Raw genomic sequence first — 26214 nt, 5'->3', positions numbered from 1 at the left:
CCGGCCGGTCGTATGCGGGCGGCCGGATAGGCTGCCGTCCTGATGAGCGCCACGATGATCGTCAAGGACCTGGCCGCCGGGCACGGCGACCGCCCGCTCTTCGCCGGATTGGACCTGGTGGTCGCCCCCGGCGACGTGGTCGGGCTGGTCGGGCCGAACGGGGCCGGCAAGTCGACGCTGCTGCGTACCCTCGCCGGGTTGTTGCCGGTCGAGGCAGGCAGTGTGCGGCTCAGCCCGCCCACCGCGAGCGTCGGACACCTGCCGCAGGAGCCGGAACGGCGGCCGGGCGAGACGGTACGGGACTTCCTGGCCCGCCGGACCGGGGTGACCGCCGCGCAGGCGGCGTTGGACGCGGCGACCGAGGCGCTGACCGCCGGGGCGGCCGGGGCCGACGACGCGTACGGCGACGCGCTGGAGCGCTGGCTCGCCCTCGGCGGCGCGGACCTGGACGAACGCGCCGAGCAGGTGAGCGCCGACCTGGGGCTCGCTGTCGACCTGGACCACCCGACGACAGGGCTCTCCGGCGGTCAGGCGGCCCGGGCCGGGCTCGCGTCGCTGCTGCTCAGCCGGTACGACGTGTTCCTGCTCGACGAGCCGACGAACGACCTGGACCTGGCCGGGTTGGAGCGGCTGGAGGAGTTCGTCACCGGTCTGCGGGCCGGCACGGTGCTGGTCAGCCACGATCGGGAGTTCCTCACCCGCACTGTGACCCGGGTCGTGGAGCTGGACCTGGCGCAGCAGCAGGTGAACCACTACGGCGGCGGCTACGCGGCCTACCTGGAGGAGCGCGAGGTGGCCCGGCGGCACGCCCGCGCGGACTTCGAGGAGTACGCCGACACCAAGGCTGGGCTGGAGGCTCGGGCCCGCACCCAGCGTGGGTGGATGGAGAAGGGCGTGCGGAACGCCCGCCGCAAGGCCACCGACAACGACAAGATCGGCCGCAAGTTCCGCAGCGAGTCGAGCGAGAAGCAGGCCGCGAAGGCCAAGCAGACCGAACGGCTGATCGAACGGCTCGACGTGGTCGAGGAGCCCCGCAAGGAGTGGGAGCTGCGGATGGAGATCGCCGCCGCGCCCCGCGCCGGCGCCGTCGTGGCCACGCTGCGCGGAGCCGTGGTACGCCGTGGTGGCTTCACCCTCGGCCCGGTCGACCTTCAGATCGACTGGGCGGACCGGGTCGCGGTGACCGGGGCGAACGGCTCGGGCAAGTCCACCCTGTTGGCAGCGCTGCTGGGCCGGCTACCGCTGGACGCCGGCACCGCCTCGCTCGGGCCCGGCGTGGTGGTCGGCGAGGTGGACCAGGCCCGTGGGCTGTTCCTCGGCGACGTGCCGCTGATCGACGCGTTCGAGGCGGCCGTACCCCACCTGTCGCCTGCGGACGCGCGGACCCTGCTGGCCAAGTTCGGCCTGCGGGCGGCGCACGTGCCCCGACCGGCGGCCACCCTCTCACCCGGTGAGCGGACCCGCGCCGCGCTGGCCCTGCTCCAGGGCCGTGGGGTCAACCTGCTGGTGCTGGACGAGCCCACCAACCACCTGGATCTGCCCGCCATCGAGCAGCTCGAATCGGCGCTGGCCAGCTACCCTGGGACGCTGTTGCTGGTCACCCACGACCGGCGGATGCTGGCCGCCATCGAGACCAACAGGCGACTGCGGGTCGACGCCGGGCGGATCGCCGAGGATTGATCCGTGCCCGCGGGTCGGCGCGGGGTGAGAATGACGCCATGCTGAAGTGGGAGTACGCCCTGCTGGTCCGCCGCCGTCAGGCTGCGACGAACGACCTCGGCTGGGAGGTCGTCTTCGTCTGGTACGGGCCGGACGGCTCGATGGTCGACGTGACGCCGTACGGCGACACCTCGCTGGCCCACCTGAACCGGGCCGGCGACCAGGGCTGGGAGTTGGTCGCGATGAGCGAGGACCCGTCCCTGCCCGGCAACCACGAACTGCACCGCTACCACCTCAAGCGGCCGAAGCCTGCCGACCCGCCGCCTCGCCAGCGGATGCGCGGCGGCCGCCGCACCCTTTCCGGCTGACCCGACCGCGCCGGGCCGACTGCTGTGGCAGGGGCCGAGTTGGTCGTTGGCGGCTCGCACCGTGCCCGGGCGGAGCCGATGTCTCCGTTGAGGGTGATGCCCCAGAGTCATCGTGATGCCTGTGTGGCATCAAAGTGACTGTGGTCCTGCCCCGCATCCTGCGACACGCCCACCGCACGGTTGCGCGGGCCACGCCGACCAGGCGGACGAGCGGGGCATACCGGGCGCGATTGCGGGTATCGCGCGGCGGGAGGTGGCCCGAATGGTCGCTTTGGCACAGACTCCGCCCTCGGCCGACCGGCTGCGGGCGATAGACGATTTCCTCGCACAGGCGTGGGCGGACCAGGTCCGCCACGATGATCGGTTGCGGGACCTGGCGGTCGAGGTGCGGTTCGACCGGGGGGTGGCCCATCTGAGCGGCGACGTGGCCGATCCCGCCCAGTTACGGCTGGTGCGGGGCCTGGTGGGGCGGCTGGCCGGTGTCTACGGCGTCTGGTGCCGGGTCGGCATCGGCGGGCGGGCGCCGGTGGTGGTGGACCTCGGTTGTGGGCCGACCAAGCAGTGGTCGAGCAACCTGGGGCTGGACATCTACCCGGCGCCCGGCGTGGATGCCGTGGCGGACCTGTCCGGCTCGCTCCCGCTCGCCGACAACTCGGTGGACGTCCTCTTCGCGGTGCACATCCTGGAGCACCTGATCGACTTCCTGCCGCTGGTCGACGAGTGTCATAGGGTGCTCCGCCCCGGTGGGGTGCTGCACGTGATGAGCCCCTGGTGGGGGCATGTGAACGCGGTGGCCGACCCGACCCACGTCCGGCTGATGGACGTGCAGACGTTCAAGGGGATCTGCCAGCTCCGGCCACCGGGCACGCCGCGCTGGTACCCACTGCACGCGGGCTGCGACGGCGCCTCGATCTTCGCCGACCTGACGCCCCTCCCCCCGGACGCCGACCCGGCACCCCAGTCCCACCTGGCCCGCTTCTTCGACTGACCGCCGAGCCACCCTTACTGCTGACTGGCGGACCGGAGGGGTCGGGGTTGGGATGATTCGCGAAGTTCCAGGTGGTACGGGGCTTTGAGTTCCTTGGCAGGGGCGGCACGATCGCCGTCCAGACGGTTGGCCAGGAGTTCGACGGCCAGGCGGGCGATCTGCTCCTTGTCGGGGGCGACGGTGGTCAGGGTCGGAATCGAGAAGCGGCCGTCCTCGATGTCGTCGAAGCCGACCACCGCAACGTCCTCCGGCACCCGCAGGCCGGCCTCGTGCAGAGCGCGCAGGGCACCCAGGGCAAGCGTGTCGTTGAAGCAGAAGACGGCGTCGAGGCGTACGCCGGAGGTGAGCAGGCCGCGCATCGCGGCCGCGCCGTCGGCGCGGTGCCAGGCCGACGCGGGCGCCACCATCGTCTCGTCGTAGGCGAGCCCGGCGGCGAGCAGCGCGTCGCGGTAACCGGCCAGGCGCAGCCGGGCGCTGGCACCCTCGTCGGTGCGCTGCGAGCCGATGGCCGCGATCCGGCGATGGCCGAGCTGAATCAGTTGACTGGTGATCTCCCGGGCCGCTGTCACGTTGTCGATCACCACTCGATCCGCCGGGCCGTGATCGACCCGCTCGCCGAGCAGCACCATGGGAGTGCCGTCCAGGCCGGCCAGATCCTCTGCGGTGAGCGCCAACGGGCTGAAGATGAGCCCGTCGATCAGGTGGTCGGTGATGCCGGAGGCGACCACCCGCTCCTGCTCACGCCGACCGCCGGTCTGGTCGATCAGCACCGTCCAGCCGTACTGGGCGGCGGCGGTGACCACATGGCGGGCCAGCTCGGCGAAGTACGGGATGTCCAGTTCCGGAACGGCCAGCGCGATCACGCCCGTGCGGCCCTTGCGGAGGTGACGGGCGGAGAGGTTGGGCCGGTAGTTGAGCTCCGCGATCGCCTCTTCGACTCGGGCGCGGGTGTCCGGCCGAACGTGCACGTAACCGTTGACCACGTTGGAGACGGTCTTCACCGACACCCCGGCCCGTTCGGCCACGTCTTTGAGCCTTTGCCGCACTCCGAAACCTCCCCGATGTAACACTCCGCACCCTACCGCCTCAGCAGCCCTTTACAACGTTGCCTACAACGTTGTAAAACGGTGGACACCAGGTGAACGGTGACCGCGCTCACCTGAGCATCGGCACGAGGAAAGGTGGCACCCCCTTGCGGACCGCGCAGCTGACGATCGACCCGGCCTTCTCCATCGGCCCGGCCGACCGACGCCTCTTCGGCTCCTTCGTCGAGCACATGGGGCGGTGCGTCTACGGCGGCATCTACGAGCCCGGCCACCCCACCGCCGACTTCCGCGGCCTACGCCGTGACGTGCTCGATCTGACCCGCGAGTTGGGCGTCTCGGTCGTCCGCTACCCGGGCGGCAACTTCGTCTCCGGCTACCGCTGGGAGGACGGGGTCGGCCCGGTCGGTGACCGGCCGCGTCGGCTCGACCTGGCCTGGAAGACGATCGAGACCAACGCCTTCGGGCTCGACGAGTTCATGACGTGGGCCGCCGAGGCCGGCGTCGAGCCGATGATGGCGGTCAACCTCGGCACGCGGGGCGTCCAGGAGGCGCTGGACCTGTTGGAGTACGCCAACCACCCGGGCGGCACCGAACTCTCCGACCTGCGGCGCAAGCACGGCGCCGAGAACCCTTACGGCGTGCGGCTGTGGTGCCTGGGCAACGAGATGGACGGCCCGTGGCAGGTCGGCCACAAGACCGCCGACGAGTACGGCCGCGTCGCCGCCGAGGCCGCCCGCGCGATGAAGATGATCGACCCGTCGATCAGCCTGATCGCCTGCGGCAGCTCCAACCGGCGGATGCCCACCTTCGCCTCCTGGGAGGCGACGGTGCTGGAGCACACCTACGAGCACGTCGACTACATCTCGGCGCACACCTACTACGACCCGTCCGACGGCGACCAGGCCAGCATCCTGGCCTCGGCCGTCGACATGGACAACTTCATCACCGAGGTCGTCGCGACCGCCGACCACGTGGCCGCCAAGCAGCGGCACAAGCGCAAGCTGAAGATCTCCTTCGACGAGTGGAACGTCTGGTACGAGTCCCGCCTCCAGGCCGACCTGGACCGGCGCGGCTGGGTCGAGGCCCCGGCGCTGATCGAGGACGACTTCACCGCCGTCGACGCGGTGGTCGTCGGCGACCTGCTGATCACCCTGCTCCGGCACGCGGACCGGGTCGGCGTGGCGGCGCAGGCCCAGCTGGCCAACGTGATCGCGCCGATCCGCACCCGCAACGGCGGCCCGGCCTGGCGGCAGAGCATCTTCCACCCGTTCGCGCTGACCGCCCGGTACGCCCGGGGCACCGTGCTGCGCACCGACCCGGTGTCGCCGCGCTACGACACCAAGAAGTACGGGGACGTGCCGGTGCTCGACACCGTCGCCGTGCACGACGAGGAGACCGGCGAGCTGACCGTCTTCGCGGTCAACCGGGACTCCACCGATCTCCCGCTGGAGATCGATCTGCGCGGCCTGCCGGGTATGTCCGGCCTGTCGTTCCAGAGCATCGCTGCCGGGTCCGACCCGACGGCGACGAACACCGAGGCCGAGCCCGACCGGGTGACGCCTCGGGACCTGCCCACCCCCACCCCCGACGGCGGCCGGTGCACAGTGCGCCTGCCCGCCGTGTCCTGGAGCGTGCTCCGCTTCGGCCCGGCCAACGCGTAGGTGTCACACCGGTTCTGAGCAGGCACAATTCATTCCGTTCCCCCTCAAGGAGAGATAAAGCATGATCCAGAACGACATGAGCCGGCGTCGCCTGCTCGGCCTCGGTCTCGGACTCGGCGCCGCAGCCTCGCTGACCCTCGCGGGCTGCGGCGGCGGCAATGACAGCGCCTCCGGGCCTGCCGCCGGCAACGGGGGCAAGGAGTACACCGGCCCCAAGGTGGACCTGAAGCTGTGGAACGGCTTCACCGGCGGCGACGGCGAGATCTTCAAGACGCTGGTGAACCAGTTCAACACCGAGCACAAGAACATCGCCGTGTCGGTGGCCACGTACCAGTGGGAGGACTACTACAACAAGCTCCCCGGCGCGGCCTCCAGCGGCAACGGCCCGGACATCGCCGTCATGCACATGGACCAGCTCGCCACCTTCGCGGCCCGCGGCGTGATCACCGAGCTGGACGACGTGGCCAAGAACCTGGAGCTCGCCGAGGGCGACTTCGCCCCCACCGTGTGGAAGGGCGGGCTCTACAACAACAAGCGGTACGGCATCCCGCTCGACATGCACCCGCTGGGCTTCTACTACAACAAGAGCGTCATGCAGAAGGCCGGCCTGGACCCGAACAAGCCGCCGACGACAAAGGACGACTACGTCGCCGCGCTGACCGAACTGAAGAAGGCCGGCATCCAGGGCTTCTGGGTCAGCCCGTTCCAGTTCACCGGCGGCATGACCTTCTACTCGCTGCTCAACCAGTGGGGCGCCACCCTGTTCGACGCGGACGTGGCCAAGGCCACCTTCAACTCGGACCCGGCGGTCGAGGCGTGCACCTGGCTGGTCGACATGATCAAGCAGGGCTTCTCGCCGGCCAACGTCGGCCAGGACGCCGACTACCTGTCGTTCAAGAGCGGCAAGAACGCCTTCACCTGGAACGGCATCTGGCAGATCAACGATCTGAAGAAGAGCCCCGAGGTGCAGTGGGGCGTCGCTCCGCTCCCGCAGATCGGCAGCAAGCCGGCCGCGTGGGCCAACTCGCACAACTTCACCATCGTCAAGCAGCGGGCCAACGACGCCAACAAGGTGTCCGGCGCCAAGGTCTTCATCAACTGGCTCAGCGAGCACTCGCTGGACTGGGCGAAGGGCGGCCAGGTGCCGGCCCGTAAGGCCGTCCGCGAGGGCGCCGAGTTCAAGGCGCTGCCGGAGATCTCGTCGCTCGCCCCCGAGCTGGAGTACGCGGCGTTCCCGCCGGCGGCCCCGGGTCTCGGCGAGGTCATGACCACCTTCTACAACTCCTTCAACGAGGCCGCGCTGGGCAAGAAGTCGCCCAAGCAGGCGCTGGACGACGGTGTGGCGAAGGCCAACAAGCAGCTCGAGGACAACCGCAAGAAGTACGGGAGCTGATACCCCGTGGCGGACGTGATCGAGGTCGGGGCGGCGCGCGGTGACGCGCCGCCCCCGGCGGCCAACGCAGCCCGCCGGGCCGCCTCGGCGGGTCGGACCAGACGGGCGACGCCATATCTGTTCCTCGCCCCCTACCTGGTCCTGTTCGGGGTGTTCGGCCTGCTGCCGATCGTCCTCGGCCTCTGGCTGAGCGTGCACCAGTGGGACTTCCAGCTGCCCAACCGTCCGTTCGTCGGGTTGGACAACTACAAGCAGCTCTTCTCCAGCGACTCCGCCGTCTACGGCGACTGGTGGCAGAGCATCCGGGCCACCGCGATCTTCACGGTGCTGTCGGTGCCGCTGCTGGTGGTCGTACCGCTCGGGTTGGCGCTGCTACTCAACCGCTCCTTCCCGGGCCGGACGTTCTTCCGGGCGATCTACTTCGCGCCGTACGTGCTGGGTGTCGCGGTGATCGGCCTGCTCTGGCGGTTCCTGCTCGACGCCAACCTGGGCCTGGTCAACCGGCTCCTCGGAGCGGTCGGGTTGCCGTCGGACACCCCCTGGGTGACGAACATGCCGTGGGCGTGGATCTCGCTGGTCGGGGTGACCGTCTGGTGGACGTCCGGCTTCAACGCGGTGATCTACCTGGCCGGTCTCCAGGACATCTCGCCGGAGCTGTACGAGGCGGCCCGGATGGACGGCGCGAACGCGTGGCAGCGGTTCCGCAACGTCACGCTGCCCGGGCTGCGGCCGGTGCTGCTCTTCGTGATCACGACGACCGTGCTCGCCTCGGCGAACATGTTCGGCCAGTCGTTCCTGATCACTCAGGGGACGCCCGGCACGGAGACCCGCACCGTGGTGTGGTTCATCGTCGAGGAGGGCCTGCGGAACAACAACGCCGGTCGCGCCGCCGCGATGAGCATCGTGTTCGCCCTGCTGCTGGCGGTCGTGAGCATCGCCAACTTCCGCCTCTTCCGCTACAAGGAAGACTGAGGGGACCGCCATGACGACGCCCACGCCGACCACCGACGGCTCCGCACCGGGGCTGCGCCGGGTCGGGCTCTACGCCACCCTGGTCGCCCTGGCCCTGATCTTCCTGGTCCCGCTGGTGTGGATGGTCATCACCTCGCTGAAGACCTACACCGCCGCCCAGCAGATCCCACCGAGCTGGCTGCCGAACCCGCTCGCCGGTTACGGCTACGAGCAGATCCTCAACAACTCGGCGAACCCGGTGCTGCGTTGGTTCCTCAACAGCATGCTGGCCGCCACGCTGCACTCGGCGTTGGTGCTGGTGACCGCCTCGATGGCCGCGTACTCCCTGGCCCGGTTGAAGTTCCGGGGGCGCGGGGTGACCTTCGCACTGATCGTCGGGACGCTGTTCATCCCGCCGACCTCGCTGATCATCCCGAACTTCCTGATCGTCGACCAGCTCAACTGGATCGACACCCTCGCCGTGGTCGTGGTGCCCGGCGCGGCCAGCGCGTTCGGCGTGTTCTTCCTGCGGCAGTTCTTCCTGTCCCTGCCGAACGAGCTGGAGGAGGCAGCCACGCTCGACGGCGCCAACCAGTGGCAGATCTTCTACAAGGTGGTGCTGCCGCTGTCCAGGCCGGCGCTGGCCACCCTGGCCGTGCTGTCGTTCCTCACCAACTGGAACGACTTCCTCTGGCCGATCTTCGTGCTGTTCAGCCCGGAGAAGCTCACCCTGCCGCCGGGCCTGGGCCTGCTCCAGGGCTCGTACGTCACCGACTACCCGGTGATCATGGCGGGCGCGGTGCTGGCCAGCCTGCCGGTACTGATCCTCTTCGTGCTGGCTCAGCGGCACATCATCCAGGGTGTCTCCCGCAGCGGTTTGAAGGGATGACGCGTACGACCGCCCGGCGACGTGGCGCGGCGGCGATCGTTCTCGCCGCCGCGTTGCTCGTTGCGGGCTGCTCCGACGACACCGAACCCACCCCCACCACGAGCAGCGGGAGCGACTCGAGCGTGTTCACCAACCCGGTCGTGAAGACCGACGCCCCGGACCCCCAGGCGATCCAGGTGGGCGACACCTGGTACCTGTTCCACACCAACTCCGGCGGCCGCAACGTCCCGGTGCTCACCTCGACCGACCTGGTCGACTGGGCCGAGGCCGGGGACGCCCTGCCGACGCTGCCGGACTGGGCGGACGCCGGCAAGACCTGGGCGCCCGAGGCGATCCAGCTCGCACCGGACAGGTTCCTGCTCTACTACACGGTCGCCGGCCGGGAGTCGGGGCGGCAGTGCGTCGGGCGGGCGGTGGCCAGCGCGCCGCAGGGGCCGTACTCCGACGATGCGGCCGGCCCGCTGATCTGCCAGGCCGACCTGGGCGGGGCGATCGACGCCAGCCCGTACCGGGACACCGACGGCAGCCTGTGGTTGCTGTGGAAGAACGACGGCAACGCGATCGGGGTGGACACCTGGCTCTGGTCGCAGCGCCTTGCCGACGACGGCCTGACCCTCATCGGCGAGCCGACGAAGCTGCTGAGGCAGACCGAGCCGTGGGAGGGCACCCTGATCGAGGGGCCGTTCTTCCACCGTCAGGACGGTCGGCTGCTGCTCTTCTTCGCCGCCAACGCGTACGACCGGGCGGAGTACGCCGAGGGCTACGCGGTCTGCGAGAGCCCGACCGGCCCGTGTGTGAAGGCAGGCGAGAACCCGATCCTGAAGGGCAACGAGGCCGCCTCGGGCCCCGGCCACGCGTCGATGGTGGTCAAGGACGGACGGACCTGGCTGCTGTACCACGCCTGGCCGCCCGGCCAGGAGGGCAGCACCGACCCGGGTCGGCAGGTGTGGCTCGACGAGGTGACCTGGGTCGACGGCAAGCCGGTCGTCAAGGGCCCGACGGCCGCACCGCAGCCGCGGCCCTGAGCTGGTCGTGCGGAAGGGCCCCTAGGTTGGGCCCTTCCGCACGCGTCGTTCAGGCGGTCGGCTCGCGGGGCGCCGGGGCGACCGCGGGCTCGTGCTGGGCCAGCCGGTTGCGGCGGTGGCCGTAGCCGAAGTAGATCACCGCGCCGAGCAGCATCCAGGCCAGGAACCGCAGCCAGGTCTCCACCGACAGGTTGAGCATCAGGTAGAAGCAGGCCAACGCCGAGACGATCGGCAGCACCGGTGAGAACGGCACCCGGAACGGCCGCTCCAGGTCGGGCCGCTTGCGGCGCAGGATCGGCACCGCCACCGACACGAGGACGAACGCGCAGAGCGCGCCGATGCTGACCAGGTCGGCCAGCGCGGACAGCGGCAGGAAGCCGGCCAGCAGCGCGACCGCCACCGTCATGATCGCCGAGATCCGGTACGGGGTGCCCCAGCGCGGGTGCACCTTGGCGATCGAGGGCGGGATCAACCCGTCCCGGGCGATGGCGAAGCCGATCCGGCCCATCGCCACCAGGTCGACCAGGATGACGCTGGTCAGGCCCGCAACCGCGGCGATGGAGACCAGCACTGCCGCCCAGCCCGCGCCGACCGACTCGAAGGCCGACGCGATCGGGGCGCCCCTGTCGATCTCGGTGTACGGCACCATCCCGACCACCACCAGCGAGACGCCGATGTAGAGCACCGTGGAGATCAGCAGCGTGCCGAGCAGACCCAGGGTGAGGTCCCGCTTGGGCTTCCTCGTCTCCTCGCCCAGGTTGGCCACGGCCTCGAAGCCGGTGTACGCGAAGAAGACCACGGCGGCGGCGCTGAGCACCCCGACGAAGCCGAAGACCGACGGCTCCAGCCCGAAGAGCGCCTGCGTGACCGGCTGCTTGATGCCGTCGTCGCCGCTTCCGGCGGGCTCGGCCGGCGGGATGAACGGGGTGAGGTTGGCGGCCTTGACGAAGAACAGCCCGGCTACCACCACGAAGACGCAGATGGCCACCTTGACCAGCACCAGCAGGTTGGTGATCCGGGCGGACTCCCGGATGCCGACGATCGCCACGATGCCGAGGATCAGCACGATGGCGATGGCGCCCACGTTGACGGTGCTGCCCTCCTCGCCGAACCAGCGGGTCGGCAGGTCGAGCAGTTCGGCGAGGTAGCCGGACCAGCCTCGGGCCACCACTGCGGCGCCGAGCGCGAACTCCAGCAGCAGGTCCCAGCCGATGATCCAGGCGACGATCTCGCCCATCGTGGCGTACGCGTAGGTGTAGGCGCTGCCGGCGGTCGGCACGCTGGAGGCCAACTCGGCGTAGCAGAGGGCGGCGAGCAGGGCCACCACGCCGGCGATGGCGAAGGAGATCACCACGCCCGGCCCGGCGCTGTCCCGGGCCTCGATCCCGGTGAGCGTGAAGATGCCGGTGCCGATCACGATGCCGATGCCGAAGCCGGTGAGGTCGACCGCGCCGAGCCGTCGCTTCAGCCCCAACTGGCCGTCGCTGCCGTCCGCCTCACCTTGGGCTATCACGTCCTTGATTGGTTTTGTGCGCAGCACGGACACCCGGTCACCCCTCCCACCGTGCGACCACCTCCGTGGCGGCCGGTGACCGCCGTTGCTACCCACCGGCGCGATTGGTCAACCACGAACTCTTGCGGCGGTGGCCAGATTGTGAAAATTTCCTACCAGCAACGCGGACATCAACGGCGAATCTTGCCGCGCACCGCGCGAAACATCCGGGAGCCCCAACGAAGGGACACACCGCATGAAAGCCACCCGACTCGGAGTCGCCGGGCTGGTCGCAGCCCTGCTCGGCACGTTCGTCACCGCCACCCCCGTGAGCGCCGCACCCAACGCGGCCGACACCACCACCACCTGCGCCACCGACCCGGCCACCCCGAAACGGCAGTTCCGGGCCATGTGGATCTCCTCGGTGGTCAACATCGACTGGCCCAGCAAGGCGTCCCAGACCAACCCGGACCGGATCGCGGCCCAGCAGGCCGAGTACCGCGAGCTGCTCGACCTGGCCGGGCGACTGCACCACAACGCCGTAGTGGTGCAGGTCCGGCCCACCGCCGACGCGCTCTGGCCCTCGCCGTACGAGCCCTGGTCGGAGTACCTGACCGGGGTACGCGGCCAGGACCCGGGCTGGGACCCGCTGGCCTTCCTGGTCGACGAGTCGCACAAGCGGAACCTGGAGTTCCACGCCTGGTTCAACCCGTACCGCGTCTCCATGCCCGCCCCCGGTGGCGCCGGCGCCGACCTGAGCCAGCTCGCCCCCGGCCACCCGGCCCAACAGCACCCCGACTGGACCTTCGCCTACCCACCGGCCGGCGTGGCCGGTAGCCGGCTCTACTACAACCCCGGAGTCCCCGAGGTCCGCGAGTTCGTCCAGACCGCCATGATGGACGCCGTCAAGCGGTACGACATCGACGGCGTCCACTTCGACGACTACTTCTACCCCTACCCCAGCGGCACCTACCAGGTGCCGGACGAGGCGACCTTCGCGGCCCACAACCGGGGCTTCACCGACCGGGCCGACTGGCGGCGGGACAACATCAACCTGCTGATCCAGGAGATGAACGGCAAGATCAAGGCGGCGAAGCCGTGGGTGAAGTTCGGCGTCAGCCCGTTCGGCATCTGGCGCAACAAGACCGCCGACCCGCTCGGTTCGGACACCACCGGCAGCCAGTCGTACGACATCATCTCCGCCGACACCCGCAAGTGGATCAAGCAGGAATGGATCGACTATGTGGTGCCGCAGCTCTACTGGTACATCGGCCAGTACCCGGCCGCCGACTACGCGCGCCTCGTGCCGTGGTGGGCCGAGACGGTGCGCGGCACCCGCGTGCAGCTCTACATCGGCCAGGCCGACTACAAGAGCGGCGACCCGGCGTACGGGCCGTACTGGCAGAACCCGCGTGAGCTGTCCGACCACCTGACGCTCAACCGGTCGTACCCGGAGGTGCAGGGCAACGTGCACTTCTCCGCGGTGCAGGTGCGGGCCAACCGCCTCGGCGCCACCGACATCTACGCGGCCGAGCACTACTCCCGCCCGGCGCTGGTGCCGGCCATGCCCCACCTGCCGGCCCGGCCGCTGCTCTTCCCGGTGGTCAGCAAGGCGACCCGGCAGGCCGACGGGGTCCGGCTCACCTGGCGGCAGCCCGCCGACGGCGTCGGCCCGCTCGGCACCGCCACCTCGTACGCGATCTACCGGTTCGACGGCACCACACTGCCCGGCCGGTGCGCCACCGCCGACGCCGCGCACCTGGTCGACACCGTCCGGGCCACGCCCGGCAACGTCCAGTCCTGGGTGGACGTCTCGGCCGAGCCCGGTCGGCGCTACACCTACCAGCTGACAGCGTTGGACCGGTCGGCCAACGAGAGCCCCGTCAGCCCGCCGGCATTCGTCCTGCGCTGACCCGCCTTTCTGAATGCCCCGGACGCCTCGCGCGTCCGGGGCATTCGTCTGTTTCAACGTATGTCACCAATAGTTGGCGACGCGCATACCGCCTAGTTGATCAGCTGATCGACACTCATCGACATCCGGTAACCCGCCGGTAACATCCGTCCCACCCGCTCACCCCCGCGGAGGTAACCCGTGCCCCGACGTCTCGCCACCCTGCTCGCCTCGGGCGCGTTAGCGCTGCTCGCCACCCTCACCATCGCCTCCCCCGCCGCCGCCGTCACCCCCGCCCAACGACTCTCCGTGCTGTCCAGCTGGACCCAGACCAGCGCGTCCAGCTACAACTCGTGGAACAGCGCCCGGGTCAACCGGGCACCCTGGGCCGACTACAACTTCAACTGGTCCACCGACTACTGCTCGTCCAGCCCGGACAACCCGCTCGGCTTCACCTTCAACCTGGGCTGCTACCGGCACGACTTCGGCTACCGCAACTACAAGGCGGTCGGCCAGTTCTCCGCCAACAAGTCCCGCCTCGACAGCGCCTTCTACGAGGACCTGAAGCGCGTCTGCGCCACGTACAACTCGGTCGTCCGGCCGGCCTGCTACAGCCTGGCCTGGACCTACTACCAGGCGGTCAGCATCTTCGGTTCGGTAGCGGCCGTCCAGCAGGCCGACATCGACCGCGCCGCCCGAATGAAGGCCCAAGCCGAAGCCAACGCCGCACTCCGCTAACCCCCACCCCCACCCACCCCACCCCCACCCCCCACCCACCCGCACCCGCACCACCCGCGTTGATCAAGAGGTTTCGGTCATCGGAAGCGCGTTTCCTGACGCAAACCTCTTGATCAACAAGGGTGGGGGGTGGGGGTGGGGGGAGGGCGGGGTGGAGGGTTAGGCGCGTTCGGTTCGGGTGGCTGGGTGGCGGTCGGGGTTGGCGGGACGGCGGGGAGTTGGTTGGGACAGGCCGGTGCTGAAGCGGGTCGAGTCCGCCGCCAGGTCCGGGTGTTCCACGTCGAGTGCCAGCGCTGCGGCCTCGTCCAGCCCCAGCTCCGCACCCTCGCCGTACGCGTCGTCGAAGGCCGCGTCGCCCAGCACCGCGCGCAACTCCCCCTGCTGCTCGGCCCAGTAACCGCCGAAGATGCCGGGGGTGGCGCGCATGCTCGCCCGGGTGGCCTGCGCGGCCCCGAACAGGCGGGCGGCGGTCAACCGCTCCCCGCCGATCGCGCAGCGCACCGCTACCGCGTTCAAGGTGTCGCACGCCCGCCCGTGGTAGCCGTGGCCCATCCGGGAGCGCAGCGCCACCAGCAGATGCTCGTGTGCGGCGATCACGTCGCCGCGGGCCAGCGCGACCATGCCGAGCAGCATGTCCACCGAACGCCGGCCCCGCTCCACGGGCCGGGCCGCCTCCACCGGACGCACCGCGCCCAGCAGCTCCGCAGCCTCCTCCAGGGCGCCCCGCCGCCAGAGCAGCTCGGCCAGGCTGAAGACGGCGAACAGCGCCTCGCCGACCACGTCCTGCCCGTGCGCCCAGTCGATGACCTCCCGGCACACCCGCTCGGCCTCGACGAACTGCCCCATGTCGACAAGCGGCGCGGCCCTGCCGGCGAGCACCCGAGCCAGCAACCCGGCGTCGCCGGCCTGCCGGGCCGCCGCCTCCGCCCGCTGGGAGTAGCGCAGCTCCTCGGCGAACTCGCCGTCGGCGCTGGCATGCAACGAATGCATGTGGTACGCCGCCGCCAGCTCCGCCTCCGGGATCCGCTCCCCCGTCTCCGCGATCCGTCCGTACAGCCGGAACAGCCACAGCCGCCCCTCGCGGGCCAGGCCCCGCTCCAGCCACCACTGGTCCAGCCCACCCGCCAGACCGAGACCGGCACGGGCGCTGCCTCCGGTGGCACACCATCGCAGCGCGGCGCGCAGCTCACCGGCCAGCGGATCGAGGGCATACAACGACAGCGTCACCGGCCGGCCGTCCTGGCCCAGGTGGGCCCGGTCCAACGCGTGCGCCGACCAGGCCACGTGCCGGTCCCGAGCGGCCTGCTCCTCGCCCGCCTCGCCCAACCGTCGCGCCGCGTACGCCCGGATGGGGTCGAGCATCCGGTAGGTGCTGCCGGCGGCACGCGGCTCGGCCAACACCATCGACTTGTCCACCAGGACCGAGAGCGGGTCCAGTGGATCGTCACCCAGCAGCCACTCCACCGTTTCCAGATCCACCGGGCCGGCGAAGACGGCCAGCCACCGGAGCAGGCGGGCGGCCCGGGGCCCCAACGTCCGGTAGGACCAGGTGACTGTGGCCTGCATGGTCAGATGCCGTTCGGTGGCCGAGCGTTGCACGGCCCGGCTCGCCGGGGTGGGCGGTGACGCTCCGGCCGCCGCGGCGACCAGGTCCACGGTGTCCTGCTGGTTGCCGGACCAGCCCCGCTCCACCGGCGGCGGATCCGGGTCCTCCCGGCCGGCGTCAAGGGTGCCGAGGACGTCGTCCAGCCGCTCGGCGAGCTGGCCGACGGAGAGCACCCGCAGCCGGGCGGCGGCCAACTCGATGGCGAGCGGCAGGCCGTCCAACCGCTGCACCACCCGACGCAGGTCGGCGGACTCGGCCGGGTCGGGCTGCCGACCACCACGCGCCGCCGCCGTACGGTCCAACAGCAACGCCACCGCATCGCTCTCCGCGCCGTCCGCGCGCGGGTCCACCGAGAGCGGCGGAATCCGCCACACCACCTCGCCGGGCAGGCTGAACGACTCGCGACTGGTCGCCAGCACCCGTACGCCGCCCCCGCCGGACAGCAGCCGCGCGATCACCTCGGCGCAGGCGGCCGGTTGGGTGTCGCAGGTGTCCAGTACGACAAGCATCCGGCGGCCGGCCGCGTACTCGACGAGGGTGTCCAGCATCGGCCGGCCTGGCTCGGGACGCAGGCCGAGCACGGCGGCGATGGCGAACGCCACCAGCCCCGGGTCGGTCACCGAGGCGATGTCGACGAACCAGACCCCGTCCGGGTACGCCTCGACGACTCCGCTGGCCAACTCCACAGCGAGTCGGGTCTTGCCCGCGCCGCCGGCACCCAGCACGGTGACCAGGCGGTGCTGACGCACCAGCAGGCCCAGCTCGATGCGCTCGGCCTGCCGGCCGACGAACGAGGTCACCTGGGTGGGCAGGTTGTGCGCCACCGCGTCGGCGGTGCGGGGCCGGGGGAACTGCCGCTCCAGACCCGGGGCGACCAGTTGGAACAGTCGTTCCCGGTCGTCGAAGCCGCGCAGTCGGTGCAGGCCCAGGTCGAGCAGGGTCGCACCCGGCGGCATCGGCTCGGCCCGACGTGCGGTGGACGCCGTGCAGAGCACCTGCCCGCCGTGCGCGGCGGCGGCCACCCGGGCGGCCCGGTGCACCTCGGGGCTGGCGTACTCGCCGTCGCGTGGCTCGGCATAGCCGGTGTGCAGGCCCATCCGCACCCGGGGCGCGGCCTCGGCGGTGGGCCAGTCGTGGCTGGACAGTGCGCGCTGGGCGGTCAGGCACGCGGTCATCGCCGCTGTCGCTTCCTCGAAGGCCAGGAAGAACGAGTCGCCCTCGGTCAGCAGCTCCGCGCCACCCGTGCTGGCCAGCGTGCGGCGCAGCAGCCGTCGATGTTCGGCGAGCACCGGGCGGTAGTCCGGGCCGAGCAGTTGAGCCAGCCGGGTCGAGCCCTCGATATCGGTAAATACGAAGGTCACCCAACCGCTCGGGAGCTGGATCCGTGGCGACATGCGAGGAACCTCCGCCCGTGACGTCGGGTTCATGCTGCCTGAGTCCGAACGATCACACATCGTGAGAACGGCCGGGCAAGTGCCGCCTCAACGTGCCACTCGGACCCGCTCCCGGCAAGGCTGGCCCACCAGGCGGCGGCGAATTGGCCCGATCAGCAGCCGCAGGCGCCGCCGCAGCAACCGCCAGCGGCAGGTGCCGGGGCGCCACCGGCACCGCCACTGCGACCGGTGACCGCGACCGCGGAAAGAAGCTTGACGGTGTCGGCGTGTCCCTGAGGGCAGCTGGCAGGCTCACCGGCCGCCGCCATCGAACGGTTGACCTCGAAGGTGTCGCCGCAGGCGCGGCAGCGGAACTCGTACCGGGGCATGCCACCCAGGGTACGTGGATCTGACGGTTCGCGGAGCATGGGTGATACTCGACAGGTGGTGGACGGCGAGGACGACACGCGTGTGCAACCGTTACGACCGGCCGCGCCGCTGGACGGGCCGCTCGAAGGCTCCGGGGCCGCGCCCGACCTGGTGCGCAAGGTGCCCCGCCCCCGCCGCCCCTGGCTGAGCGGGCGTTCCGCGGGCGCGCCTGCCACGCCACCGGCCACCACAGCACCAGCCACCGCGCCGACCACGCCAGCGGTCAAGCCCACCGCGGCCGACTCCGCCGGGTCCGAACCGGACGCGAGCGCCACCGGCACGAAGGTTCCGGCCGAATCCGTCCCGACCGCCAGCCCAGCGACCGCCGCCCAGACCGAGGCACCCAAGGCCGAGGACCTGAAGGCTGACGCTGCGAAGATCGAAGACCAGAAAACCGACACCCCCAAGACCGACGGCGCGAAGGCCGACGACGCGAAGGCCGAGGACGCGAAAGCCGACGGTGCCAAGGCCGAGGACGCGAAAGCCGAGGACGCGAAGGGGGCCGGCGCGTCGAGCGGCGACACGCCCGCTGACGACGCGAAGACCGGTGCCGCGGATCCGGCGAAGACCACTGTGGATGAGATCCCGGTCGTGCCGGCGTCCGACCCGGCCCGTCGGCGACGGGTGCAGTTCGCCCACGCGGTACGTATGCCGCCCCGCCGGGCAGCGGCCGCCGCGGCCCAGGCGACCCGCGCCTGGGCACGCCGGCCGAGTGGTCGGCTGACCCTGCCCGGCGTCTTCCTGCTGGCGTTGGTGGCCGCGACCGCCGCGGCGGGAGCGCTGCTCGTACCTGCCGCGATCCGCTCACCCCGCCCGGTCGCTGTCGACGCCTCGGCGACGCCGAGCGGGGTCGCGGCGCCGGGGATGCCGTCCGGCCTGCCGACCAGCCCGCTGCCCACCGGGCCGCTGCCGACCCTTCCGCTGCCCTCCGGCGGGTTGCCCGGCAACGGGCTGCCGACCGGGTCGGTGATCGGTGGCCGACCGTCGGACGCCCTGGCCGGCTGGGCGCAGCAGGTCGGCGCCAAGGTCGGCGTCCCGGCGGTCGCCATGCAGGCGTACGGCTACGCCGAGCTGGTGCTCGCCCAGTCCAACCGCAGCTGTGCGCTGAGCTGGACCACGTTGGCCGCGATCGGGCAGGTCGAATCGGGACACGGTTCGGCCAACGGCGCGCGGTTGGGGCAGGACGGCAAGGCGGTACCCAACATCATCGGGCTGCCGCTGGACGGGAAGGAGGGTCGGATGCGGATCATCGACACCGACCGTGGGGCGCTCGACGGGGACGCGACCCTCGACCGCGCCATCGGCCCGATGCAGTTCATCCCGACCACCTGGCAGGAGATCGGCGCGGACGCGGACAACGACGGCCGCAAGGACCCGCACGACCTGGACGACGCCGCCCTGGCAGCTGGCAATTACCTCTGCAAGGGTGGTCGAAACCTGAGCATCGCGGGCGACTGGTGGAACGCGATCCTCTCCTACAACGACGTACGGCGGTACGCCCAGGACGTCTACGACACCGCGAACCGGTACGGACGGGCCAGTCGGTCGTGAAGTGATCGTCTCGATACGTTGGAGAACTGGACACTTCCCCCGGGCCTCTGTTAGCGGCAAGCTAGACGGGTGATGGTGCGCGAGTGGGACCCCAGGACCGCGTCGTCCGCCGAGATCGCGTCGCTGTTGGCCACGCTGAACGCGGTCCTGGCGGCCGATCTTCCGCAGGATCCGCCCTGGCGGGAGGCTTCGCTGCGGGAGTACCTCGCCGAGGTGATGCCCGGCGAGCGGCGGATCTCCTGGATCGCCCAGGCCGAGCCGACCGCTCCGGGCGACACGGGCGCGGTGCTCGGCCAGGTGCACGTACTCCTTCTGGGTGACATCGGCGTGCTCGAGGTGCTGGTGCACCCGTCCGCGCGGCGCACCGGCCTCGGTCGTGACCTGGTGTTACGTGCCGCGCGCCGGGTCTACCAGGAGGGCTTCCGGTCGATCGGGGTCGAGGTTGTCGGCGACACGCCGGCGGTCGGGTTCTACGAGTCGCTCGGCTTCACCCGGGAGTACGTGGAGACGCGCAGCGTGCTCGACCTGACCGCTGTGGACTGGGCCGAGCTGGCCGAGATGGCCACCGGCATCGGGGCGGGCTACCAGTTGGAGTTCTTCCCGGGCGGGCCGCCGGACGACCTGATCGAGGCGTACGCGCGGGCCAAGGCCGAGGTGCGCGACGTCGACGACGGTGAGCTGCGCCCCAGCTCGTACGACCCGGAGCGGCTGCGGGACAGCCTCGACACGCTGCACCGGCGGGGCATGAAGCCGTACATCGTGCTCGCCCGGCACGAGCAGAGCGGAGAGGTTGCCGGTCTGACCGAGGTGGTGGTGCCGGCGCAGCACCCGACCCGCGCCGACCAGTACGACACGATCGTCGCGCAGGATCACCGGGGCTACGGCATCGATCGGGCGATCAAGGCCCGGATGCTGCTGGAGTTGCGCTCCGCCGAGCCGGAGCTGATCGAGGTGCAGACCTGGAACGCGCAGGCCAACGAGGCGATGTTGAAGGTCAACGCGGAGTTGGGCTACCGCCCCGACCGGGACTGGTGCGAATACAGCGTCGACGTCGCTGAGCTGGTGCACCGCCTCGACCCGCCGCGCTGAGGAATTCACGAAACTGTCCATTAGGGGATGGACGGTGGACAGTCGCGCACCTTAACGTGCGTTGACCCCCATCCACCCATCGTGGAGGCCCTATGCGCCCGCGCCGCTCAATCGCCGCGCTCGCGACCGCCACCGCCGCCGTGACAGTCACGGCGCTCGGCGTCGCACCCACCGCGGCCAGCGCCGCGCCCACCGACCTGTTCATCTCGGAGTACGTCGAGGGTTCGTCGAACAACAAGGCGATCGAGCTGTTCAACGGCACGGGCGCCGCCGTCGACCTGGCGGCCGGTGGCTACCAGTTGCAGCTCTACTTCAACGGCGCCACCACGGCCACCACCATCGCCCTGACCGGCAGCGTGGCGGCCGGCGACGCGTTCGTGTTCGCCAGCGCCTCGGCCGGGGCCGCCATCCTCGCCCAGGCCGACCAGACCACCGGGGCGAGCCTCTTCAACGGTGACGACGCGATAGTGCTGCGCCGGGGCACCACGGTGCTCGACTCGATCGGCCAGGTGGGCGTCGACCCGGGCACCGAGTGGGGTGCCGGCGTCACCAGCACGGCCGACAACACGGTGCGCCGACTGCCGAGCGTGGCCGCCGGTGACACCGACCCGTCGGACGCGTTCGACCCCGCCGCACAGTGGGCCGGTTTCCCCGTCGACACGTTCGACGGGCTGGGCGCGCACACGGTGGACGGCGGTGGCCCGGTCGACGTGCCGGCCACGCTGACCTGCGGCGGGCCGCTGGTCACCGCCGCGGGCACGGCTGCGAGCCGCGAGGTGACCGCCGCCGACGCCGACGACACGATCGTCGACCTGGCGGTGACCGCTGTCAGCCCGAGCCCGACGTCCGGCTCGATCACCCGTACCGCGTTCACCCCCGCCGACGGGGTGGGCGGCACCGCCCGCGCCACTGTCGGTGTGAGCGCCGACCTCGCCGCCGGGGCGTACACCGCCACCCTCACCACCACCGACGCGGGCGGTGGCACCGCGAGCTGCGCGCTGGCCGTGCAGGTGACCCGGGAGCTGACAGTCGGCGAGGTGCAGGGTCCGACCACCGACGCCGAGTCCGGTCCGAGCGACAGGTCACCGCTCGCACCGGCGAGCGGCAACGGCACGAGCAGCACCATGTACGACGTACGCGGCGTGATCACCCAGTTGACCCTGGCCCGCACCTCGGCCGGGGCGGAGCAGCACGGCTTCTTCCTGCAGAGCCGTGTCGGTGACACCGACGGCGACCCGACCAGCTCCGACGGCATCTTCGTCTTCATGGGCACGTTCACGTCGCTGATCGGCGGTTACGTGCCGACTGTCGGCGACGAGGTGGTGCTGCGGGCCCGGGTGTCGGAGTACTACAACTTCACCCAGCTCTCCGGTGCGTCGCTGGTCCGCCGGATCGGTGGCGGCCTGGCAGTGGACACCGCTGTCGCGGTGGCCGACGCGGTGCCGCCGGCAGTGCTGACCGACGCGCAGCGCTTCTGGGAGCGGCACGAGGGTTCCCGGATGCGGGTACGCGCGGGCAGCGGCGCGGTGAGCGGCCGGGACGTCTTCTCCTCCACCGCCGACGCGGAGCTGTGGGTGGTCGACCGCGACGACCCGCTGCTGGACCGCGCCGACCCGTACTCCCGGCGGGTCTTCCGTGATTCGCACCCGCTGGACAACGACCCGACCCGCCTCTTCGACGACGGCAACGGCCAGCGGACGCTGCTCGGCAGCATGGGCGTGAAGGCCACCGCCGGGGACAGCGCCACGCTGCTCCCGCCGGCGCACACCTTCGACACGCTGCGGGCGGACGCGGTGGGCGGGGTCTACTACTCGTTCGAGAAGTACGGCGTCCAGGTCGAGCGGGCGGAGTTCGCCGCCGGGGCCGACCCGTCGAAGAACAACCCGCCCAAGCCGGCCGACAGGTCGCAGGAGGTGGCAGTGGCCACCTACAACGTGGAGAACCTGTACGACTACCGCGACGACCCGTTCGACGGCTGCGACTTCGCCGGTAACGCCGGCTGCGTGGGCGTCGCCCCGCCGTTCGACTACGTCCCGGGCAGCGAGGCGGAGTACCGCGAGCAGTTGGCCGCGCTCGCCGACCAGATCGTCACCGACCTGCACGCACCGGATTTGATCCTGGTGCAGGAGGCCGAGGACCAGGACATCTGCACGGTCTCCGGGGCGGCGCTGAGCTGCGGCGACACCAACGACGCCGATGGCGCTCCGGACAGCATCCAGGAGTTGGCGCTCACTGTCGCGGCGGCCGGTGGGCCCGCGTACGCGGCCGCCTATGACCGGACCGGCGCGGACGCCCGCGGTATCACCGCAGCCTTCCTGTACCGCACGGACCGGGTGTCGCTGGCGGCCGCGACGGCGGCGGACCCGCTGTTGGGGTCGGCACCGACCGTTCAGTACCGGGCTGCGGGGCTGCCGCCCAACGCCGACGTGCAGAACCCGAAGGCCCTCAACGCGGTGTTGCCGGCGGATGTGGACACCTCGACCGGTCGGGACGGGAGCAACGTCTTCACCCGCGCCCCGCAGTTGGGCAAGTTCAGCGTGGCCGCGGCGCCCGGCTCGGCCGAGCGGTTCACCCTGTACGCCCTCAGCAACCACTACTCCTCCGGCCCGGACAGCCGGGTCGGGCAGCGGCGAGAGCAGGCGCGTTACGGCGCGGCGATCGTCACCGCGATCGAGGCGGCCGACCAGACCGCACGGGTGGTCTACGGCGGGGACCTGAACGTGTTCCCCCGTCCGGACGATCCGATCGCCACCGGTGACCAGCCCACGCCGTCGGACCAGCTCGCACCGCTCTACGAGGCGGGCCTGCACAACCTGTGGGACAACCTGGTCGCGGACGTGCCGGCGTCGGCCTACTCGTACAGCTTCGAGGGGCATGCGCAGACTCTCGACCACCTGTTCGTCAACGACGCGTTCTACGGCGACCTGGTGCAGGTGCGGGCGGCGCACATCAACGCCGACTGGCCGGCGGAGTTCGCCGGTGACGGGTCGCGGGGTTCCAGTGACCACGACCCGCAGGTGGCCCGGTTCCGGTCGCGGGCGTCGTTGACGGTGGCCGACACGGCGGTGGCCGAGGGTGACCAGGGCGTCCGGCAGCTCACCTTCACCGCCACCGTGTCTCGGCCGCTGTCCCAGTCGGTGCTGCTCTGCGCCGCCACCGTGGGCCTCACGGCGCAGGTGGGCTCGGACTTCGACCCGTACGCCGGCTGCAAGGTGTTGGCCGCCGGGCAGACGTCGGTGGCGTTCCCGGTGTCGGTGCGCGGTGACCGCAAGCGGGAGGCCGACGAGAAGTTGACGCTGCTGGTGGCCGGGGTGCCCGGCCTGCGGCTGGCCGATCCACTCGCTACCGGAACGATCACCAACGACGACTGACGGTTCGCGCTCAGCCGCGCGTGATCGCGCTCGATCCAGGATGTAGTGGCCTCCGCCGACCAGGAGGCCACTACATCCGCTTTTCAGCATGACCTTGCCCCGGGACGTAACACAGTGCCGCCGCCGAGCCAATGAAGGGGTGTAAGGACGGCCAACGAGAGGACGGCCTGTGACTATCCCGAGCCCAGGCGGGGACGGCCTGGCGGCCATCGGCGCGGACCCCGAGGCGTTCGAGCGGTTCTACCGGCGGCACGTCGAGACGATCAGCCGGTTCGTCGCCCGTCGTGTTGACGACCCCCACACTGCCGCCGATCTCACGGCAGAGGTGTTCCTCGCGGTGATCGACAGCGCGACCAGTTACCGGCCGGAGCGGGGCAGCGAGGTGGGCTGGCTCTTCGGCGTGGCTCGCAACGTCATCGCGGCCGAACATCGGCGGGCGACCCGACTCCTGCGAGCCAGCGGTCGCATAGCGGGACGACGGCTGCTCGACGCCGACGACATCGCCCGGATCGAGGAACGCATCGACGCCGAGGCGCTGGCCCGCCGCACCTACCAGGCGCTGCGCGGCCTGCCGGAGCGCACCCGCGCCCTGTTGGAACTCGTCGCCGTCGACGGCCTGTCCGTGGCGGACGCCGCCGACGCGCTCGGCATCTCCCCGGTCGCCGCCCGGGTCCGCGTGCACCGGGCTCGCCGCGCGGTACGCCTCGCGCTCGCACAGTCCGAATCCGCACTCGTCTGATCGGAGGGATGATCACCATGACCCACACCCCACTGGGCAACTTCGAGGAACGACTCCTCGGCGAGTTGCGGGACCACGTCACGAACCAGACCTCCGACCCGGCACCGACCGCGCCTCCCGTTCGTGCAGCCCGCCGGGGCCAGCGGTGGCGTACGCCGGGCTGGCGCCTGGCCGGGGTCGCTGGGCTGGTCGCCCTGCTGACCATCGGCGGGTTGGTGGTGCAGACGGTGGACGACGCGCCACCGACGGCGAGCGCGGCCGAGATCCTGACCGAGGCCGCGGATACGGCCCGGCAGCAGCCCGACCTGGTGGCACGCCCCGGCCAGTTCCTCTTCGTCGAACTGCGACTCACCTGGCGGGACCGGCCGGATGCCGGCCCGTACACCGAGGAGCGGCTCCAGCGCTGGGTGCCGGTCGGCGACGACCCCACCTGGCAGCAGCGGCGGAGGTTGGAGAGCCGCCCCGACGAGTGGCGGACCGACAGCGTCTCGCACCTGGCGCCGCCGCCCGGCTACTTCCAGGGCCTGCCCACCGAGCCGGAGCAGATGGTGCAGTACCTGCGGGATCACCCGATCGACTTCGGCCTGCCCGCCGGCGCGGACCTGGAGGCCATCCGGAACGACCCTACGACGATCTTCGGCGACGGAATGTGGATGCTCGAGGGGTACGTGCCGCCGCAGTCGCTCGGTGCGCTGTTCCAGGCCATGGCCCAGGTGCCCGGGGCCACCGTGTTGCCCGACGAGATTCGGGACGCGGCCGGCCGGCGGGGGGTGGCACTGCGGACGCCTGGCGTGTTCGGTGCCCACATCGACCTGATCTTCGACCGGGAGACACACGCCTACCTCGGCACCCGCCGTCTCATCGTGCGGGATGGCAAGGAGTCGCCCTACACGAGCACCGCCGTCACCCGACTGGCGATCGTCGACCGTGCCGGGCAGCTGCCCTGATCGTCAGGGCGGGCCGCTCAGTAGCGCTGACGGAGCAGGTTGGCGGCCTCGACGGCCCAGTAGGTCAGGATGACCTGCGCGCCGGCCCGCTTGATCGAGGTGAGCGTCTCCAGCATCACCCGCTCGCGGTCGATCCAGCCGTTCGCGGCGGCCGCCTCGACCATCGCGTACTCCCCGGAGACCTGGTAGGCGGCGACCGGGACGTCCACAGCGGCCCGCACCGCCGACACCACGTCGAGGTAGGGCAGCGCCGGCTTGACCATCACCAGATCGGCGCCCTCGGCCACGTCCAACGCGACCTCGCGCAGCGACTCACGCAGATTGGCCGGGTCCTGCTGGTAGGTGCGCCGGTCGCCCTCCAGCGCCGACTCCACCGCCTCCCGGAACGGGCCGTAGAAGGCGGAGGCGTACTTCACCGCGTACGCCAGCACGGAGACGTCCTGGTAGCCGGCGGCGTCGAGAGCCTTGCGTACCACGCCGACCTGGCCGTCCATCATCCCGGACGGCCCGACCATGCCGACCCCGGCGGCGGCCTGGGCCACCGCCATCTCGGCGTACGCGGCCAGGGTCGAGTCGTTGTCGACCTCACCGTCGGGGGTGAGCAGCCCACAGTGCCCGTGCGAGGTGAACTCGTCGAGGCACAGGTCGCTCATCACCACTGTGGCGTCGCCCACCTCGGCCACCACGTCGCGGATGGCGACGTTGAGGATGCCGTTCGGGTCGATGCCGCCGGAGCCGGTCGGGTCCCGCTTCTCCGGCACGCCGAAGAGCATGATCCCACCGACACCGGCCTGGACCGCCTCGGCCGCCGCCTTGCGCAGCGAGTCCCGGGAGTGCTGGAGCACCCCCGGGAGCGACCCGATGGCGCGGGGCTCGGTCAGCCCCTCCTTGACGAACATCGGCACGACCAGCTCGGCCGGGTCGACCCGGGTCTCGGACACCAGCCGGCGCACCGCCGGGTTGCGGCGCAGCCGGCGGGGCCGGATCTCGGGGTACGACATGGAAGGC

At 71.2% G+C, this 26214-nt stretch carries 20 protein-coding genes; 15 read left to right on the top strand and 5 right to left on the bottom strand.

Annotated features, from left to right (window positions below; genetic code table 11):
* Positions 1-42 precede the first annotated feature (42 nt).
* The 3 genes from OG598_RS29985 (at position 43) to OG598_RS29975 (ending at position 3015) form a co-directional block, all read left to right on the top strand.
* Positions 43-1680 (top strand): ABC-F family ATP-binding cassette domain-containing protein, encoded by a 1638-nt coding sequence (locus OG598_RS29985; protein WP_210785526.1) that lies wholly within the window; start codon positions 43-45, stop codon positions 1678-1680.
* Positions 1681-1718: 38 nt separating this feature from the next.
* Positions 1719-2027 (top strand): hypothetical protein, encoded by a 309-nt coding sequence (locus OG598_RS29980; RefSeq protein WP_124822832.1) that lies wholly within the window; start codon positions 1719-1721, stop codon positions 2025-2027.
* Positions 2028-2289: 262 nt separating this feature from the next.
* Positions 2290-3015 carry a methyltransferase domain-containing protein gene (locus OG598_RS29975; RefSeq protein WP_328652047.1) on the top strand — a complete coding sequence of 242 codons (726 nt, stop codon included), beginning with the start codon at positions 2290-2292 and terminating at the stop codon, positions 3013-3015.
* A gap of 14 nt (positions 3016-3029) precedes the next feature.
* Here the strand turns inward: OG598_RS29975 and OG598_RS29970 are convergent, their stop codons facing one another.
* On the bottom strand, positions 3030-4061 hold the full coding sequence (locus tag OG598_RS29970) for a LacI family DNA-binding transcriptional regulator (RefSeq protein WP_328652046.1): 1032 nt from the start codon (positions 4059-4061) through the stop codon (positions 3030-3032).
* 146 nt (positions 4062-4207) lie between these two features.
* Between OG598_RS29970 and arfA the strand changes: the two genes are divergently transcribed.
* From arfA to OG598_RS29945, 5 genes are all read left to right on the top strand, one after another.
* Positions 4208-5722 (top strand): arabinosylfuranosidase ArfA, encoded by a 1515-nt coding sequence (arfA, locus tag OG598_RS29965; RefSeq protein WP_328652045.1) that lies wholly within the window; start codon positions 4208-4210, stop codon positions 5720-5722.
* Between the two features lie 61 nt (positions 5723-5783).
* The gene (locus OG598_RS29960) at positions 5784-7115 is read left to right on the top strand and encodes an ABC transporter substrate-binding protein (RefSeq protein WP_328652044.1); all 1332 of its coding nucleotides are present in this window, start codon (positions 5784-5786) and stop codon (positions 7113-7115) included.
* A 6-nt stretch (positions 7116-7121) separates the two neighbouring features.
* Positions 7122-8087: a carbohydrate ABC transporter permease gene (locus OG598_RS29955; protein WP_328652043.1), complete on the top strand. Its 966-nt coding sequence runs from the start codon at positions 7122-7124 to the stop codon at positions 8085-8087.
* Between the two features lie 10 nt (positions 8088-8097).
* A complete protein-coding gene (locus tag OG598_RS29950) occupies positions 8098-8955 on the top strand; it encodes a carbohydrate ABC transporter permease (RefSeq protein WP_328652042.1) in 858 nt (285 codons plus the stop codon).
* Positions 8952-9980, top strand: coding sequence for a glycoside hydrolase family 43 protein (locus OG598_RS29945; RefSeq protein WP_328652041.1), 1029 nt, complete (start codon positions 8952-8954; stop codon positions 9978-9980). Before OG598_RS29950 ends, OG598_RS29945 begins: the two co-directional genes overlap by 4 nt.
* Positions 9981-10029: 49 nt before the next feature.
* Here the strand turns inward: OG598_RS29945 and OG598_RS29940 are convergent, their stop codons facing one another.
* Positions 10030-11493, bottom strand: coding sequence for an amino acid permease (locus OG598_RS29940; protein ID WP_442931409.1), 1464 nt, complete (start codon positions 11491-11493; stop codon positions 10030-10032).
* A 235-nt stretch (positions 11494-11728) separates the two neighbouring features.
* Here OG598_RS29940 and OG598_RS29935 point away from each other — a divergent pair, with 235 nt between their 5' ends.
* Entirely contained in the window at positions 11729-13384 is a 1656-nt protein-coding gene (locus tag OG598_RS29935) for a glycoside hydrolase family 10 protein (RefSeq protein WP_328652040.1), read from the top strand.
* Positions 13385-13564: 180 nt separating this feature from the next.
* Positions 13565-14101, top strand: coding sequence for a phospholipase (locus OG598_RS29930; RefSeq protein ID WP_328652039.1), 537 nt, complete (start codon positions 13565-13567; stop codon positions 14099-14101).
* A 159-nt stretch (positions 14102-14260) separates the two neighbouring features.
* On the opposite strand, the gene OG598_RS29925 is transcribed toward OG598_RS29930, so the two are convergent.
* Entirely contained in the window at positions 14261-17101 is a 2841-nt protein-coding gene (locus OG598_RS29925; RefSeq protein WP_328652038.1) for an ATP-binding protein, read from the bottom strand.
* Positions 17102-17253: 152 nt separating this feature from the next.
* Entirely contained in the window at positions 17254-17469 is a 216-nt protein-coding gene (locus OG598_RS29920) for an FmdB family zinc ribbon protein (protein ID WP_238666924.1), read from the bottom strand.
* A gap of 37 nt (positions 17470-17506) precedes the next feature.
* Here OG598_RS29920 and OG598_RS29915 point away from each other — a divergent pair, with 37 nt between their 5' ends.
* The 5 genes from OG598_RS29915 (at position 17507) to OG598_RS29895 (ending at position 25206) form a co-directional block, all read left to right on the top strand.
* On the top strand, positions 17507-19060 hold the full coding sequence (locus OG598_RS29915; protein ID WP_328652037.1) for a lytic murein transglycosylase: 1554 nt from the start codon (positions 17507-17509) through the stop codon (positions 19058-19060).
* A gap of 72 nt (positions 19061-19132) precedes the next feature.
* Positions 19133-20149: a GNAT family N-acetyltransferase gene (locus OG598_RS29910; RefSeq protein WP_328655478.1), complete on the top strand. Its 1017-nt coding sequence runs from the start codon at positions 19133-19135 to the stop codon at positions 20147-20149.
* A gap of 92 nt (positions 20150-20241) precedes the next feature.
* The gene (locus OG598_RS29905) at positions 20242-23520 is read left to right on the top strand and encodes a lamin tail domain-containing protein (RefSeq protein ID WP_328652036.1); all 3279 of its coding nucleotides are present in this window, start codon (positions 20242-20244) and stop codon (positions 23518-23520) included.
* 169 nt (positions 23521-23689) lie between these two features.
* Positions 23690-24259: an RNA polymerase sigma factor gene (locus OG598_RS29900; RefSeq protein WP_328652035.1), complete on the top strand. Its 570-nt coding sequence runs from the start codon at positions 23690-23692 to the stop codon at positions 24257-24259.
* Between the two features lie 17 nt (positions 24260-24276).
* Complete coding sequence (locus OG598_RS29895) at positions 24277-25206, top strand: CU044_5270 family protein (protein WP_328652034.1); 930 nt, start codon at positions 24277-24279, stop codon at positions 25204-25206.
* A 17-nt stretch (positions 25207-25223) separates the two neighbouring features.
* Here OG598_RS29895 and hemB read toward each other — a convergent pair whose 3' ends face one another.
* Positions 25224-26207, bottom strand: coding sequence for a porphobilinogen synthase (hemB, locus tag OG598_RS29890; protein ID WP_328652033.1), 984 nt, complete (start codon positions 26205-26207; stop codon positions 25224-25226).
* Positions 26208-26214 lie beyond the last annotated feature (7 nt).

Source organism: Micromonospora sp. NBC_00330 (assembly GCF_036136635.1).
Classification (GTDB): Bacteria; Actinomycetota; Actinomycetes; order Mycobacteriales; family Micromonosporaceae; genus Micromonospora; species Micromonospora salmantinae.
The sequence above is the reverse complement of the archived record's forward strand: the minus strand, read 5'-3'. Positions and strand labels throughout refer to the sequence as shown.